General features: G+C 61.0%; 19 protein-coding genes. 9 read left to right on the forward strand and 10 right to left on the reverse strand.

Features of this window, described 5'->3' with window-relative positions; genetic code table 11:
- From JHD62_RS18825 to ureG, 7 genes are all read left to right on the forward strand, one after another.
- Positions 1 to 694: urease accessory protein UreD (locus JHD62_RS18825; protein WP_199104180.1), on the forward strand; the 694-nt coding region annotated here is incomplete at its 5' end.
- A gap of 14 nt (positions 695 to 708) precedes the next feature.
- Positions 709 to 1,011, forward strand: coding sequence for an urease subunit gamma (locus JHD62_RS18830; RefSeq protein ID WP_045848009.1), 303 nt, complete (start codon positions 709 to 711; stop codon positions 1,009 to 1,011).
- 25 nt (positions 1,012 to 1,036) lie between these two features.
- Positions 1,037 to 1,342 carry an urease subunit beta gene (locus JHD62_RS18835; protein ID WP_199104181.1) on the forward strand — a complete coding sequence of 102 codons (306 nt, stop codon included), beginning with the start codon at positions 1,037 to 1,039 and terminating at the stop codon, positions 1,340 to 1,342.
- Entirely contained in the window at positions 1,339 to 3,039 is a 1,701-nt protein-coding gene (gene ureC, locus JHD62_RS18840) for an urease subunit alpha (RefSeq protein WP_199104182.1), read from the forward strand. The genes JHD62_RS18835 and ureC overlap by 4 nt, the downstream gene beginning before the upstream one ends.
- An 82-nt stretch (positions 3,040 to 3,121) precedes the next feature.
- On the forward strand, positions 3,122 to 3,619 hold the full coding sequence (ureE, locus tag JHD62_RS18845; protein WP_199104183.1) for an urease accessory protein UreE: 498 nt from the start codon (positions 3,122 to 3,124) through the stop codon (positions 3,617 to 3,619).
- The gene (locus tag JHD62_RS18850; protein ID WP_199104184.1) at positions 3,616 to 4,299 is read left to right on the forward strand and encodes an urease accessory protein UreF; all 684 of its coding nucleotides are present in this window, start codon (positions 3,616 to 3,618) and stop codon (positions 4,297 to 4,299) included. The genes ureE and JHD62_RS18850 overlap by 4 nt, the downstream gene beginning before the upstream one ends.
- A 27-nt stretch (positions 4,300 to 4,326) precedes the next feature.
- The gene (gene ureG, locus JHD62_RS18855) at positions 4,327 to 4,938 is read left to right on the forward strand and encodes an urease accessory protein UreG (protein WP_199104185.1); all 612 of its coding nucleotides are present in this window, start codon (positions 4,327 to 4,329) and stop codon (positions 4,936 to 4,938) included.
- Positions 4,939 to 5,019: 81 nt separating this feature from the next.
- Here the strand turns inward: ureG and JHD62_RS18860 are convergent, their stop codons facing one another.
- From JHD62_RS18860 to JHD62_RS18880, 5 genes are all read right to left on the reverse strand, one after another.
- The gene (locus JHD62_RS18860; RefSeq protein ID WP_199104186.1) at positions 5,020 to 5,415 is read right to left on the reverse strand and encodes a hypothetical protein; all 396 of its coding nucleotides are present in this window, start codon (positions 5,413 to 5,415) and stop codon (positions 5,020 to 5,022) included.
- 273 nt (positions 5,416 to 5,688) lie between these two features.
- Positions 5,689 to 6,243 carry a lipid IV(A) palmitoyltransferase PagP gene (pagP, locus tag JHD62_RS18865; RefSeq protein ID WP_199104187.1) on the reverse strand — a complete coding sequence of 185 codons (555 nt, stop codon included), beginning with the start codon at positions 6,241 to 6,243 and terminating at the stop codon, positions 5,689 to 5,691.
- Positions 6,244 to 6,360: 117 nt separating this feature from the next.
- Positions 6,361 to 6,726 carry a hypothetical protein gene (locus JHD62_RS18870; protein ID WP_199104188.1) on the reverse strand — a complete coding sequence of 122 codons (366 nt, stop codon included), beginning with the start codon at positions 6,724 to 6,726 and terminating at the stop codon, positions 6,361 to 6,363.
- Positions 6,727 to 6,849: 123 nt separating this feature from the next.
- Entirely contained in the window at positions 6,850 to 7,779 is a 930-nt protein-coding gene (locus tag JHD62_RS18875; RefSeq protein WP_199104189.1) for a CysB family HTH-type transcriptional regulator, read from the reverse strand.
- A 108-nt stretch (positions 7,780 to 7,887) separates the two neighbouring features.
- Positions 7,888 to 8,655 (reverse strand): DeoR/GlpR family DNA-binding transcription regulator, encoded by a 768-nt coding sequence (locus tag JHD62_RS18880; protein ID WP_199104190.1) that lies wholly within the window; start codon positions 8,653 to 8,655, stop codon positions 7,888 to 7,890.
- Positions 8,656 to 8,862: 207 nt separating this feature from the next.
- Between JHD62_RS18880 and JHD62_RS18885 the strand changes: the two genes are divergently transcribed.
- Positions 8,863 to 10,140 carry a haloacid dehalogenase-like hydrolase gene (locus JHD62_RS18885; RefSeq protein ID WP_199104191.1) on the forward strand — a complete coding sequence of 426 codons (1,278 nt, stop codon included), beginning with the start codon at positions 8,863 to 8,865 and terminating at the stop codon, positions 10,138 to 10,140.
- A gap of 18 nt (positions 10,141 to 10,158) precedes the next feature.
- Here the strand turns inward: JHD62_RS18885 and JHD62_RS18890 are convergent, their stop codons facing one another.
- A complete protein-coding gene (locus JHD62_RS18890; protein ID WP_199104192.1) occupies positions 10,159 to 11,199 on the reverse strand; it encodes a substrate-binding domain-containing protein in 1,041 nt (346 codons plus the stop codon).
- 199 nt (positions 11,200 to 11,398) lie between these two features.
- Positions 11,399 to 12,580: an acetyl-CoA C-acyltransferase family protein gene (locus JHD62_RS18895; RefSeq protein WP_199104193.1), complete on the reverse strand. Its 1,182-nt coding sequence runs from the start codon at positions 12,578 to 12,580 to the stop codon at positions 11,399 to 11,401.
- Between the two features lie 191 nt (positions 12,581 to 12,771).
- On the opposite strand from JHD62_RS18895, the gene JHD62_RS18900 reads away from it, so the two are divergent.
- A complete protein-coding gene (locus JHD62_RS18900) occupies positions 12,772 to 13,062 on the forward strand; it encodes a putative quinol monooxygenase (RefSeq protein ID WP_199104194.1) in 291 nt (96 codons plus the stop codon).
- Positions 13,063 to 13,105: 43 nt separating this feature from the next.
- Here JHD62_RS18900 and JHD62_RS18905 read toward each other — a convergent pair whose 3' ends face one another.
- From JHD62_RS18905 to JHD62_RS18915, 3 genes are all read right to left on the reverse strand, one after another.
- Complete coding sequence (locus JHD62_RS18905) at positions 13,106 to 13,609, reverse strand: hypothetical protein (protein WP_199104195.1); 504 nt, start codon at positions 13,607 to 13,609, stop codon at positions 13,106 to 13,108.
- A gap of 219 nt (positions 13,610 to 13,828) precedes the next feature.
- On the reverse strand, positions 13,829 to 15,139 hold the full coding sequence (locus tag JHD62_RS18910) for an MFS transporter (protein ID WP_199104196.1): 1,311 nt from the start codon (positions 15,137 to 15,139) through the stop codon (positions 13,829 to 13,831).
- A gap of 27 nt (positions 15,140 to 15,166) precedes the next feature.
- Positions 15,167 to 15,572 (reverse strand): gluconokinase (locus JHD62_RS18915; protein WP_199104197.1); only part of this gene is annotated, 406 nt, incomplete at its 5' end.

A 15,572-nucleotide genomic window follows, 5' to 3' on the forward strand; every position in this document is an offset into this window, starting at 1 on the left:
TGGCCAGTGCCAGCACATTGTGGTGCATCCTCCGGGCGGCATGGCTGGCGGCGACAGGCTGACGCTGGATATCGATCTGGCCGCAGGCAGCCAGGTACTGCTCACCAGCCCCGGCGCGGCCAAATGGTATGACAGCTTCGGTCGGCAGGCCGGCCAGCAGCTGCAAGTGCGCCAGCAGTCAGGCAGCCTGCTGGAATGGCTGCCGCAGGAAACCATATTGTTTGCCGGTAGTAGCGTGCGGCTGGACAACGTCTTCCATTTGCATGGCGATGCCTGCCTGCTGGCTGGCGAGGTGATGTGCCTGGGCCGCCCGGCCAGCGCCGAACACTTTGACCGTGGCCTGTGGCAGCAAGCCAGCGAACTATGGCGTGACGACACCCTGCTGTGGTGCGAGCACAACCATGTGCCCGGTGACAGCCCCTTGCTGGCCTCCCCGGTGGGCATGGGTGGCCACACCGTGCTGGCTACCCTGCTGTGGGCCGGGCCGGCACTGCCGCCAGACATACATCAGGCCTGTCTGGAACTGCCCTGTGCCGGGCGTGCCGCTGCCAGTCAGCTGCCCGGCATCTGGCTGGCCCGCTTTATTGGTGACAGTGCCGAAGCCGCTCATCACTGGCTGCGTGGCTGTCGCAACCTGATCTACCCCTTCAGCCACGGACGCGCAGCCAGCCAGCCGCGCATCTGGGCAAGCTGACAAGAAAGCACCCCATGGAACTGACCCCCCGCGAAAAAGACAAGCTGCTGATTTTCACTGCCGGGCTGGTGGCAGAGCGCCGCCTGGCCCGTGGCCTGCGGCTGAATTATCCCGAAGCCGTGGCCTATATCAGTGCCGCCATTCTGGAAGGCGCACGTGACGGGCAGAGCGTGGCCGCGCTGATGCACTACGGCACCACGCTGCTCAAGCGCGAACAAGTGATGGACGGTGTGCCGGAGATGATTCCGGACATCCAGGTGGAGGCCACTTTTCCGGATGGCACCAAGCTCGTTACCGTGCACCAGCCCATTGTCTGACGCAGCCCGCCAACAGGAGATTGCGATGATTCCAGGAGAAATCCGCTTTGCCAGCGGCGACATCGAAATGAATGTCGGCCGCGCCACCATCAGTATGGAGGTGGCCAATAGCGGTGACCGGCCGATACAGGTCGGCTCGCATTACCACTTTGCCGAAGCCAATGACGCACTGCGCTTCGACCGCGCTGCCGCACGTGGTTTCCGGCTGAATATTGCCCCCGGTACGGCGGTGCGTTTCGAACCGGGCCAGACCCGGACGGTAGAACTGGTAGCACTGGCTGGCGCACGCCGCGTATTCGGCTTTCAGGGCCGGGTGATGGGGGACTTATGAAAATCAGCAGACAGGCTTATGCCGAAATGTTCGGCCCCACCACGGGCGATGCGGTGCGACTGGCTGATACCGGCCTGTGGGCACAAGTAGAGCGCGACTTCACCGTTTACGGCGAAGAAGTGAAGTTTGGTGGCGGCAAGGTGATTCGCGACGGCATGGGCCAGGGCCAGTGCGTGGCCGCCGAGGTGGCCGATACCGTGATTACCAATGCGCTCATCATCGACCACTGGGGTGTGGTCAAGGCTGACATCGGCCTGAAGGGCGGCCGCATTGCCGCCATCGGCAAGGCGGGCAACCCGGACATCCAGCCTGGTGTGGATATCCTGATTGGTGCGGCAACGGAAATCATTGCCGGTGAAGGCATGATCATCACCGCTGGCGGCATTGACACCCATATCCATTTCATCTGCCCGCAGCAGATTGAAGAAGCACTGGCCGCCGGCATCACCACCATGATTGGCGGTGGCACCGGCCCGGCCACCGGCACCAATGCCACCACCTGCACACCCGGGCCCTGGCATATGGCCAGCATGCTCAAGGCAGCAGAAGGCTTTGCCATGAACCTTGGCTTTACCGGCAAGGGTAATGCCAGCCTGCCCGAAGCACTGCGTGAACAGGTGCGCGCCGGGGCCATCGGCCTGAAGCTGCACGAGGACTGGGGCAGCACCCCGGCCGCCATCGACAACTGTCTGAACGTGGCCGATGAAATGGACGTGCAGGTGGCCATTCACACCGACACGCTGAACGAAGCCGGTTTTGTCGAAACCACGCTGGCGGCGTTCAAGGGCCGCACCATCCACACCTATCACACCGAAGGGGCCGGTGGCGGTCACGCACCCGACATCATCAAGGCCTGTGGCTTTGCCAATGTGCTGCCCAGCTCCACCAACCCCACGCGGCCGTTTACCGTCAACACCATAGACGAACACCTGGACATGCTGATGGTGTGCCATCACCTGCATGCCTCGATTGCCGAAGACGTCGCTTTTGCCGAAAGCCGCATCCGGCGCGAAACCATTGCCGCCGAAGACATCCTGCACGACCTGGGTGCCTTTGCCATGATGTCCTCCGACAGCCAGGCCATGGGCCGCGTGGGGGAAACCATCCTGCGTTGCTGGCAGACGGCCGACAAAATGAAACAGCAGCGCGGCCCGCTGGCGGGGGACAGCGAAGGCTGCGACAACGCCCGCATCAAGCGCTATATCGCCAAGTACACCATCAACCCGGCCATCACCCACGGCATCAGCCACGAAGTGGGCAGCATCGAAGTGGGCAAGCTGGCCGACCTGGTGCTGTGGAAACCGATGTTCTTCGGGGTCAAACCATCGCTCATCCTCAAGGGCGGCATCATCGCCATGGCCGCCATGGGCGACGCCAATGCCAGCATCCCCACCCCGCAGCCGGTACACAGCAGGCCGATGTTCGGCAGTTTCGGCAAGGCCATTGCCGATGGCAGCGTCACCTTTGTCTCACAGGCCGCACTGGACGCAGGGATAGGCGAGGCGCTGGGCCTGAACAAGAGACTGGTGGCGGTACATGGCTGTCGCAGCGTGCAAAAGACCGACCTGATCCACAACGACTACCTGCCGCAGATCGAAGTGGACCCGCAAAACTATCAGGTAAAAGCCGACGGACAGCTGCTGTGGTGCGAACCGGCCGCCGTGCTGCCCATGGCCCAGCGCTATTTCCTGTTCTGAACAGGCTGCGCGGGGACAAGAAAAATCATGGCCTGGAAACGATGTCGTCCCGGTCAGGAAAACAGAAAAACGAGGAAAGAACATGCTGGTGATTACCGAGCGACTGCCGCAAGCCTGCCGCAGTGATGCCGACTTGCTGCTCAGCTTTGAATTGCGCAGCAAGACCCGGCTGCGTACCCGTACCGTGGATGGCGAGGAAGCCGGCCTGTTTTTATCCGCCGGCGCACCGCTGGCGCATGGTCAGTGCCTGCGGGCGGAAGATGGCCGCGTGGTGCGCATACTGGCGGCGGACGAGCCCCTGCTGCATGTGCGTTGCGCCAGCCCGGAAGCGCTGTGCCGTGCGGCCTACCACCTGGGCAATCGTCACGTTCATTTGCAGGTGGGCGAGGGCTGGTTGCGGCTGCTGGACGACTATGTGCTGGAGCAGATGCTGCAGCAAATGGGGGCGGAAGTGAGCCGGCTGTTTGCGCCGTTCAATCCGGAAAGCGGTGCCTACGGCGGTGGCCATCATCATTCGCACGGCAAGGATGCCGCCTTCCAGTACGCGCCCAGGCTGCATCTGTTCGGTCAGCCGGCATGAGCACACTGCTGCCTTTGCTGCAATTGCTGCGCCTGGCCAGCCCCGGCCTGCCGATTGGCGGTTTCAGCTATTCGCAGGGACTGGAAAGTGCGCTGGAACTGGGCCTGGTACACGATGCCGCCAGTGCGCAGCAGTGGTTGCATGAAGTCTTGCAAGGCCCGGTCTGCCATTTTGATGCCGCCATGCTCTCCCGGATGCTGCAAGCGCTGGCCGACGGCGACGAGGCTGCATTGTACCGGCTCAACCAGCGCTATCTGGCCAGCCGCGATTGCCGCGAGCAAAGACAGGAAACCATACAAATGGGCTACTCGCTGCGCCAGCTGCTGGCGGGTTTGCCGGAAGGCCAGGCCATGAGCTGGCCGGATGGCTTGGCCAATGGCGAAGTTTGCCTGCCGGTGGCATGGGCGCTGGCAGCCCGTGCGCTGGGCATAGACGAGCGCGAAGCCGTGACGGCGCTGCTGTGGAGCTGGTTGGAAAACCAGGTGATGGTGCTGCTCAAGGCCATGCCCATGGGCCAGAGTGCAGGTCAGCAATTGCTGTCTTCGCTGTTGCCTGCCGTTGCCAACGCAGTGGAACAGGCCATCAGTCTCCCTGCCGAACAACACAGTAATTTCGCCCCCGGCCTGATGTGGGCGGCGATGAAACACGAAACCCAATACAGCCGCCTGTTCCGCTCCTGAAGCGAAACAGGCCAGAGGAGATACACCATGCAGAAAACCGCCTTGCGCGTTGGAATCGGCGGGCCGGTCGGCTCGGGCAAGACCCACCTCACCTGGGCGCTGTGCAGTGCACTGCGCGACATCTACAACGTTGCCGTGGTCACCAACGATATTTACACCCAGGAAGACGCCCAGTTTCTGGTGAGGAACGAGGCGCTGTCGCCGGACCGCATCATTGGCGTGGAAACCGGCGGCTGCCCGCACACGGCCATCCGCGAGGATGCGTCCATCAATCTGGAAGCGGTGGCGCAGCTCAATGCCCGTCATCCGGGGCTGGATGTCATCTTCATCGAAAGCGGCGGTGACAATCTGGCCGCCACTTTCAGCCCGGAGTTGTCCGACCTCACCATTTATGTGATTGATGTGTCTGCCGGTGACAAGATTCCGCGCAAGGGCGGGCCGGGTATTTGCAAATCCGACTTGCTGGTGATCAACAAGATAGACCTGGCACCGCTGGTGGGTGCTTCGCTGGAGGTAATGGAGCGCGATGCACACAAGATGCGTGGCGAGCGGCCCTTTGTGTTCTCCAATCTCAAAAGCGGGCAGGGCCTGGCCGACATCATCGCCATCATCGAGGAGAGGGGCATGCTCAAGCTGTAAGCCCACCCATCAGGGCGGGATGATGAGGCGTTGATGTGACAAGGCCGGGCTTTGCCCGGCCTTGTCATTGCGTCCGTGTTCTTACTGCGGAGCGTGCGACCCTTCATCTGGCGGCGGCGGGAGCAGCGGATGCAGCGGCCTGGCCAGTACCATGCCGTCGTAGGGCTGGCATATGGCGGGAATGCTGTCGCCGTGCAGGTAAATGGTGGTTTTGCTGCCTATCTTCTTGCCCACGCAGGCTTTGACGGCAGCCAGTGGCGGCTCGTGCGGCGGTGGTGGCATGTGTCCGTGCTCATCGGCCGGATGCGGGCCGTGCGGATCGCAATGGTGGTGCTCCGGCTCCGAGGCATCCTGATGCCCGGCCTGGCAACGGTGTGCAGCTGAGTCAGCCGGCATGTTGCTGTCTGCCGCATGGCTGGTGCTGCACAACAGCAGGCCCAGCGTGGCGCTGACAACAATAAAGTGAGAGGGGCGCATGAGAGTCCTGCCTTCATGGTGAACAATGCGCCCACCTTAGTCAGGCGCTGGCAGCGCTACAAGCTTGTGGCTGCCAGCTTTACACCGCTTTGAGCGAAGTGAAGCCAATTAGCCCCGTTTAACATGTTTTACATGCGCTGCCGGGGCAAGTATCTGGGCTTGGAGCGGCTAACAAAATAGCGTTGCGTTCCTGGGGCAAGGCGCGCCGACGCCGACAGTACCAGGGTATGGCAAGAAGGCGCAGCGCAGCAGCAGGGTTTTTGTTAGCCACACTCAGAAGTGGTAATGGGCAAAGGTGAACAGCACATTGCCATTGCCCTTGCCGCCGGGAATATAGGTGCTGTTGATGGTCAGATTGCCATAGCTGATGCCCACCAGCGGCAGCACACCCGGGAAGGGGAAGGAGTGCAGGGTGTCGGTGCGCGAAGTGATGAAGGCGGTATAGCCGATTTCGGCACGCCACTCACCTGCGCGGAAAAAGGGGTGGGTATAGGCATAGCCGGCAATCGGCTCTACCTTCTTGTGCGAGTCGAGAAAAGCCATGGCGTACAGTGCATGCCAGTTGTCATTGTCGTCACGCAGGCTGCGGCCCAGGCCAAAACCCCAGGGGTTTTCGTTGAACTCGGCGATCTTCTCTTTGCTGTAGGCCCAGCGCATGTGATAGGTGTTCAAGGGCAGATAGGCATCCAGCGTGCCATCGTTCCAGACATGCTGGACTTCGTTGCTGGCACTCTCCAGCCAGGATTCGGCGCGGGCCGGGCTGGAGAACAGACAGGACAAGGCGCTGCCAAGGACAAGGGCGGTGCTAAGGCGGGTGTAAGCGGACATGAATCTCAACTGGCGGTGTGCTGCCAGCCAGAACGGCAGCACGATTGCAAAAAATGGGCAGGGCTGGGGATGTTACCTGTACTGGCCAGCAGGTCAAGTCAGCTCGGCTAGACCGGCTTAGTTGCGCAGAAGTTCCCGCTGTTGCAGCTCGGCCGCCTGCATGTCACGGCACAAATGCAGCAGGGTGCTGGCCGCATCCGGGGCGTGCGCTTGCAGACGTCGGGCCGCAGAATCCAGCAACTGGCGTGCCTTGTGCCATTCGCCGTACTCCAGATACAGGCTCGCGCGTTGGTACAGGTTCATGCTGTCTTCCCGGAACAGCGCCGGGTGCTGCGCTGGCTGTTGCTGGATGGTGTCCAGCCGTTCGCGGTTCAGCGCCTGGACGCGTGGCAGAAAATCATGGCACAAGGTGTTGATGCTGGCATGCGTCAGCGCGGGCAGTGGCGGGCGTCGGGAAATCAGTCGGGAGAGCGCCTTGAGCATGGCACGGCAGTCCTTGCCTGCCTGGAGCAGGGTATGGTGGAAAAACCCGCACCATACCCTGTCCGTACGTCAACTTGCGGCAAGAAACATCAATAGTTGTAATGCCGGGCGTTGCCTGCCGTTTCAGTCCTGCAGGGCCGGGTTCAGTGCGCTGCGCACCGTGCTTTCATCCAGCGCGGACGAGCACAGCTCGATGAAGCGGTAGGCATAGCTGCGCAGGTAATGGCCGCGACGAATGGCAATGCGGGTGGTTTGCTGGCCGAACAGGGGTTCACCGGGCACCACTTTCACCGCCTGGTCACGCTGCGGGTCCACGGCCATGGAGGCAACAATGCCGACTGCCAGTTCCAGTTCCACATAGGTCTTGATCACATCGGCATCCAGTGCCGACATCACGATGTCGGGCACCAGCCCGGCGCGGGCAAAGGCACGGTCAATCTGCGCACGGCCGGTAAAGCCCTGGTGGTAGGTGACGATAGGGTATTCAGCCAGCGTTTGCAGCGACAGGGTTTGCTGGTGCAGCGGGTGATCCGGCGGGGCAATCACGCTGTGATACCAGCCATAGTAGGGGAAGGAAACCAGCTCCGGCACTTCGGCCACCGCTTCGGTGGCAATACCGATATCGGCATCACCGGACTGCAGCAGGCGCACCAGCTCTTCCGGGCTGGCCTGATGCAGCACCAGATGTACTTTGGGAAAGGCTTTCTTGAAGGCAGTCACCACCTTGGGCAGCGCATAGCGCGCCTGGGTGTGGGTGGTGGCAATGGTCAGCTGGCCTTCGTCGCGCAGGCTGAACTGTTCGGCCAGGCGCTTGATGTTGCCGGCGTCCAGCAGCATGCGCTCCACGATGATCAGCAATTCCTTGCCAGGATCAGTCAGCCCCAGAAAACGCTTGCCCTTGCGGACGAACAGTTCGACACCCAGTTCGTCTTCCAGGTCCTTGATGTGTTTGCTGACGCCGGATTGCGAGGTGTACAGCGCGTTGGCGACTTCGGTGAGGTTGAAGTTCTGGCGCACGGTTTCGCGGATGATGCGCAGTTGCTGGAAGTTCATGACCATGCCTTGAATTTATATAACTCAAAGCAGGATATTTCTGTTTTTAATATAACAAAAATAACATTTACTTGTTTGCATATGCCATCTTGGTATCAGCTTGATCCGTCAAACCAGCCACAGCTCTCCCACTTGCGCTGCCAGTGCCTCGCAGGCTGGCGACGGGGCGTCCTGCCGGTTGCTGACCAGCAGGTCGATGGCCTCCGCCCGGCACAGGCTGAAGCGGCTGCTGAGGCCCAGCTTGCTGGCATCGGCCAGGATAAAGGTTTGATCTGCCTGCTCGCTCATGGCACGGGCCACTTCGGCCTCGTGGTGATCGTAATTGCTGGCCCCCATCCCGGCGCTGACGCCAACCGGGGACAACAGGGCAATGTCGGCCCGGTAATGACGGATGGCATTGACAGTGCTGCCACCCACCGTGGCTGCGGCACGTTCGCCCAGCTCACCCCCCAGCATGATGACCTGATGGCGTTTGCCGCCTTCTGGCTGGCGCAGTGCCAGCGCCACATCAAAGGCATTGGTGATGATGGTCAGGCCGGAGAGCCCGGCCAGCTGCCGGGCCAGCAGGGCAGTGGTGGTGCCGGCATCAATGAACACGGTTTGCCCGGCACTAAGCCTGCTGCACACCGCACGGGCAATGTCTTCCTTGAAACGGACATTGAGCTGAGCCCGTTCGGCAATCGGGGCTTCCGTTGCGCTCTGGCGCACAATGCCGCCATGGGTGCGGCGCAACTGTCCCAGCGCTTCCAGCGCGGCGACATCCCGTCTTACTGTTTCCCGCGATACCTGTAGCTCCCTGACCAGCCGGTCAGTGCTGATGCGCTGCTCCAGTGCCAGCAAGGCACGGATGCGCTGGTAGCGCTCTTCTTGCCACATGGGCTTCTCCACCTGATATGTGCCTGCTCATTCTCCCTGGCTTTGCGTCCCTGTCAAGCCGGTCGCCTGCCGGGTTTTGCAGGTCGGATTTGCACGCTTTGTGTACTTTTGTGGCAAAGTTGTAATATTGGGTGTTTATTATGCTGGCCATGCTGACGGGCTGGCATGGCCTCCCGTCTTCCTTTGTCATCCGGATCGGGAGATACCATGCAACGCCGCCAGTTCATTCATGCCCTTGCCGCCGTTTCCGCCAGCAGCCCCTTGCTGCTGGCTTCTTCTTCAGCCCGTGCCCAGAGCAGCACGGCCAGCGCGCCGCTGGATGGCGCACGCTGGTCGCCTCGCAATGCGGCGCGCCTGCAATTGCTGCTGGACCAGCATGGCCGTCACAGCCCCGCTTACCGCGCCGACCGCAAGCCTTACGCAGTGTTCGACTGGGATAACACCTGCATCATGAATGACTGTGAAGAAGCCTTGCTGATGTACCAGATCAACCATCTGCAGTACAAGCTGACGCCCGAAGAGTTCCGCCAGGTGCTGTGGCGTGACGTGCCGGATGAAACCTTCATGGCCGACTACAAGACGGTGGATGGCAAGCCGGTACGCATGGCCGACATCGCGGCCGACGTGGTGGCAGACTATCGCTGGCTGTATGCCAACTATCAGGGGCTGGCCGGCAGCCGTAGCCTGGAAGACGTGCAGGCCAGCGACCAGTTCAAGGATTTCCGCGCCAAGCTGTATTTCATGTATGACGCCATCTGCGACAGCTTCCCGCTGGAAATCGGCTACAAGTGGATCATCTATTTCTACAAGAACATGAGCACGGCCGAACTGCAGGCCATGGCCATGGCCTCCAACAAGGCAGCCTTGGGCGATGCCTTGCGCAAGGTACGCTACCAAAGCCCGGAAACCCTGCCGGGCAAGGCCGGGGTGGTGGCCGACACCCATTTTCATGGCATCCGCGTGCATGAGGAAATCCGCGGCCTGATGCATACCCTGCGTGCCAACGGCATTGATGTGTATGTCAGCACCGCCTCCATCGACGACGTGGTACGGGTGTTTGCCGGTCATGCCGATTTTGGCTATGGCGTGCCGCCGGAGAATGTCATTGGCCTGCGGCTGGAAATGGAAAACGGACGCTATACCGACCGCTACCTGAATGGCTGGCACTTCAACTGGGGTCCGGGCAAGACCGTGGGCATCCGCCAGCAGTTGCAGGCGAAAAAGGGTTATGGCCCGGTACTGGTGGCAGGCGACAGCGATGGCGATGCCTGGATGCTGCGTGACTTTGCCGATACATCGGTGGGGCTGATCGTCAACCGCATGAAAAAAGGCGAAATCGGCGCTGACAGCCAGCTGGCCGCCCAGCAACTGGGTCAGCCGCAGGCGCGCTTCATCCTGCAAGGGCGTGACGAGGCCACCGGTTTGATGTTGCCGGATGAAAAGTCGCTCAAATATGGCAAAACCGAGCGCAAGCTGCTGGCCTGAGCGGGTTGCAATCGTGGCTTAACGCAAGCGCCAGATGGCGCGATAGGCTTGCTGGTAGGGCAGGGCGGCATCTATGTCCTGCTCGCCCAGCTGCTGCAGTACTTCACGGGTAAGCAGAATGGGTTTGCTGGCATAACCGCTGGGGCTGGCATGGGCAAAGGCGCGGTTGAGTTCGTCGGCCATCTGCCAGCCTTGCGCCGCAAGTGGTTCGGCCACGGTGGCACTTTGTTGTGACAAACCGGCGCGGATACGGGTGATGGCCTTGCTGGAACCGTCTCCGGCGGAGACATTGCGGATGTCCGCACGCTGTACATGCAGCAGCGGATAGTTCATTTCATCGAAATAGACATCGTTGATGGCCAGCGTGTGCGTCCATTGCCGGCCATAGCGCTGGTTCAACTGCCTGACCACCGCATCCATGCGTTCTGCCGCATGGTTGATGGGGATGTTTTCCACGCTCAGCAACTTGCAGGTCTTGCACTGTGCCAGTGTCTGCTGCATGAAGCGGGTTTTGGCATTGGCAATGTCAAAGCGCTCGTCGTTGAAGATCACCACGCCAGCCTTGCCCTGGCTTTGCTGGATGACATAGCTGGCAGCCAGCCGCGCTACTTCCTGCGGGTCGGTGGTGACATTGAAAAACAGCCCGTCCTGTGCTCCGGGCGTGGCCGTTGCGTGCCAGCCAACCAGCGGAATGCCGGCCTGCCTGGCCGCACCGATTTCCACCCTCAGGTCGCTGGCGGCAATGCCACCCAGAATCACCCCTTGCACCCGGCGTTGGCTAATGGCACTGGCCAGTGCCTGGCGCAGCAGCGCACTGCTGCCCTTGCCATCGATCATCTGTAACTGCCATCCCAATAGCGCAGCGGCAGAGGCAAAGGCACGATAGCTGCCGGAAATGCCGCCATTGCGCAGATCCTGTGCCAGATACAGCACCTGATAATGGCCCGGCTGCCGGGGCGGTCCACTGCGTGGGCCGTCCCAGCGCTGCTCTGCCAATGCCGCCGCCAGACCCTGGCTGGCCAGCATCAGCACTATCAGCAGTGTGCGTTTGATTGCCATGGCAACCTTTCGGCTTGATGGCCCATGAAGGTTGGAGAAAAGAGTCAACTGGCAGGCTGTACAGAGCGCTACTCTACTGCCATTTTATAGGGCCAAAACCGTATATGTGTATTGAATATGCATCTTGCTTGTCCTGCCGCAGATAATGGCAAGCAAAAACCGCCCGGCAGGCGGGCGGTTGCAGTGCAATGGCGCAGGATCAGAGCCGTTCGAAAATGACGGCAATGCCTTGCCCACCACCAATGCACATGGTGACCAGTGCGTAACGGCCATTGATGCGTTGCAGTTCGTACAAGGCCTTGGTGGCAATCACGGCACCGCTGGCACCAATCGGGTGGCCCAGCGCAATGGCACCGCCATTGGGGTTGGCACGGGCCGGGTCCAGTTCCAGCGCCTTGCACACGGCCAGCGATTGCGCGGCAAAGGCCTCGTTCGATTCGATCACATCCATCTGGTCCAGCGTCAGCCCTGCGCGTTGCAAGGCAGCGCGGGTGGCAGGAATCGGGCCTTCTCCCATGATGTGGTTGGGCACGCCACACACCGCGTAGGAAACCAGCCGCGCCATTGGCTGCTGTCCGGCTGCTGCGGCGGCTTCGGCACTGGCCAGCACCAGGAAGGCCGCACCATCATTGATGCCCGAGGCATTGCCTGCGGTGACCGAGCCGTCCTTCCTGAATGCCGGTTTCATCTTGGCCAGCGCCTCCAGCGTGGTGGCACGCGGATGTTCGTCGGTATCAAACACCACTTCGCCCTTGCGGGTCTGGCTGACAATGGGGACGATCTGGCTGGCAAAGCGGCCATCGGCAATGGCGGCGGCAGCACGCTGTTGCGAAACCAGTGCGAACTGGTCTTGTTCTTCGCGGCTGAGCTGCCATTTGTCCACCAGGTTCTCGGCGGTAATGCCCATGTGGCCCACACCGAAAGGGTCGGTCAGCGCGGCGGTCATCATGTCCAGCGCCTTGACGTCGCCCATGCGCGCACCGCTGCGCAATTGCGGCAACAGGTAGCCGGCACGCGACATCACTTCCACCCCGCCGCCGATGGCATAGTCGCAGTCACCCAGCATGATGGCCTGGGCGCTGGAGACCACGGCTTGCAGGCCGGAACCGCACAGGCGGTTGACTGCCATGGCGACAGATTCCATCGGCAAACCGGCTGCAATCGAAGCCAGCCGTGCCACATAGGCATAGCGGCTTTCTGTCGGAATGCAATTGCCCACTGTTACGTGGTGAATCTTGCTGGCGTCTGCGCCGGAGCGCAGCACGGCTTCCTTCATCACCATGCCGCCCAGTTCGGCCGGTTCCAGGTGGCTCAGGCCGCCGCCAAACGTACCGATCGCCGAGCGCACGGCACTCAATACCACGATATCGCGTTGTTTCATTTGCAGTTTCTCCCGTGTCGTGTTGTTTGAAGCCATCACCTTACCAGCCGGAAATATATGCAAGCAAGCAATTGCTTGGTTTGTGGGCCATGTAATGTCGTCAGCAAAGGGGCTGGGCTCAGCTACAGTCTGGCACTGCTGCTTTGCAGTATGATTGACGACCGCAAAGCGATTTATTCCAAGGGGAAAACATGAGCGTATTTATCTTTGCCAGTTTGCGTTGCCTGCCCGAGCACAACCAGGCGCTGCGTGATGCCATGCGAGACATGCAGCGGGACAGTCTGGCGGAAGCAGGTTGTGAGGTTTACCAGGTGTTGCAGGAGGAAGGAGCTGCCGACGTGCTGCATGTGTTTGAACGCTACCGTGACATGGCTGCGGTGGAGGCCCATCGCGCTTCTGCGCATTACCAGGCTTACCGGGCCTGGGTGGCCGACAAGCTGGCGGCACCGGTGGAAGTGAAACTGTTGCACGCGCTGGATTGAAAACTGCCGCCAAGGCGCAGCTGCGCACTGGCGGCAGGGGATATCAGGCAGATTTCCAGGCGTCCGCATTGCTCAGGATGGTTTGTGCTTTGTCCTGATCGGCGGCAGAACCGTGTACCAGCAGCACGTATTTGTCAGCTTTCAGTGCCGACTCGTACTCAACTGCGTCTTCTTTCTTCACGCCCAGTTTGGTGAGTGCTGCCGCCAGGGCGGAAACCCCGCCAACCACCACGGCACCTTCCACGGCGCTAACCAGTGTGGTGACGATCGGGCCTGCCATGGCAAGCAACCCGACGCCGGGCAGCAGAAAGACGGCGGGGGCAAACAGCAGCCCCCACAGGCCGCCCCAGAATGCGCCAACGCCACCCCAGGTCTTGATCTTTTCACTGGTGGTGTAAAACCCGACCGGATGTTCTTCGCTGTGATAACCCTTGCCGATAATGGACAGTTGCTTGATGTCGAAACCGGCACGGTCCAGGATGCGGATGGCTTGTTCGGCTTCTGCGTGGGTTGGGTAAATGAAAACACTGGCGTGATGCTGTTCCATGTGAACTCCTCAGCGGGGTGAAGGGGTGTGGCCGGCATAGCGCGCCAACAGCAGCCGGGGGATCTGCCTGTAACGGTTGCTTGCTTGGCGACCTGGCGATATTTACAGCCGGCGCTGTCAGATGGAACTGGCCATTCACATAGGCACTGCAGCATTGACAGCAAAACGACCCGCCAGGCGGGTCGCTTGCAAACCGTGCAGCCTGTATCAGCCTTGCACTCAGGCTGTGCCGCCCGTGCTTGGTGGCTCTGCAATGGGTTCAATGCGACCCAGCAGGAAGAGGAAGGACAGCACTCCGATCAACAGCATGAAACCGGCAATCAGGAAGGCGTTGGTGAAGGAGTGGGTATTGCCCACGATGATGCCGGTAACAATCGGTGCCACCGCGCCCATCATGTTGTTGGCAAAATTCATGATGCCGCCCACCGTACCGGTACCGCCACGCGGGGCAATCAGCGAGGGCAGCGACCAGCCTACCGGCGCAGCGGCAGCCAGTCCGCTCAGGGCGATGCTGATCCACACAATGGCAATCAGCGGGTCGCTGGTAGTGGTGGTGCCGAATACGGCAAGCCCCAGCAGCATGCCACCCAGCAATACGCCCTTGCGCACCCGGGTTTCGTCATGGCCACGGGCAATCAGGTGGTCAATCAGCCAGCCGCCCACCAGGAGGTCGGCCAGGGTGGCAAATATCCACGGGATGGCCGCATAGCTGGCCGATTTCAAAATGCTCATGTGCATGGTTTGCACCAGATAGCCGGGCAGCCAGGTGAGAAACAGGTAAAACACATAGCCATAGGCGGCAAAACCGATGGACAAACCCCATACCTTGCGTTGCCGTAACAGGTAGCCCAGCATGGCCAGCGATCCGGCCTGGCTTACCCCTTCGGCAGCGGCACCGCCTTCGGTGATGTGGCGGTATTCCTCTGCCGACAATTTGCTGTCCTGGCTGGGGTCACGATAAATCAGGGCAAAGGCCACAAAGTACGCCAGGCTGAGCAGGGCGGTGAGGCCAAAGCCCCAGCGCCAGCCAAGGTTCACCACGGTCAGGGCAACCAGCGGCACGCCAATCACATTGGAAAACTTGGCTGCCGCATCGAACAAGGCCGTTGCCATTGCGCGTTCGCGGCGCGGAAACCAGTAGCCGGTAGCCTTGGCACTGACCGGAAAACCCGGTGCTTCGGCCACACCCAGCAAGGCGCGGGCGACAAACACGCCGCCGAATCCACCGGCACAGGCGGTCAGGGTGGAGGCCACTCCCCACAACAAGGCACCCCAGCGCCCGACGCGGGTCACGCCGAAGCGGTCGAGGATCAGTCCGGTCGGAATCTGCAATAAGGCATAGGTCCAGAAAAAGGCACTGAACAAAATCCCCAGATCGCTGCTGGAAAGATGAAATTCCTGCTGCAATTGCGGGGCGGCGACGGACAGGCTGATACGGTCGAAGTAATTCACCAGTACGCCAATGCCCAGTAGACCGCCAATGCGCCAGCGGCGCGGTGTGCTGCGATGTGGAGTTGATTGTTGTGTCACCTGAAGTCTCCTCTGTTGTCTCGGTTTTTATGCTTGGGACTGACGTTGTGCGATTTGCTGCAAGCTGTGTTGCAGCAAGGTGCTCAGGGGCTGGCTGACATCCAGCGTGATGACGTTTTCGCTCTGTGCTTCGGGTGACTCCAGGTCGGCAAACTGGCTGTCCAGCAGTGAAGTCGGCATGAAATGGGCGTCACGAGCTGCCATGCGCTCGGCAATGACCGCCTTGTCACCTTTGAGGTGTACCAGCAGCAAATCCGGGTCTTCGCTGCGCAGGGTGTCGCGGTAGCGGCGCTTGAGGGCTGAACAGGCCAGCACCACGGCTTTTTGCTCTCTTCTAGCCGTTGCCAGTTGCGCGGCCAGTTGTGCCAGCCAGCCGGCGCGGTCGGCGTCGGTCAGGGCAATGCCTGCCTGCATGCGGGCAATGTTTTCCGGT

The organism is Aquitalea sp. ASV11 (assembly GCF_016429185.1).
GTDB lineage: Bacteria > Pseudomonadota > Gammaproteobacteria > Burkholderiales > Chromobacteriaceae > Aquitalea > Aquitalea pelogenes.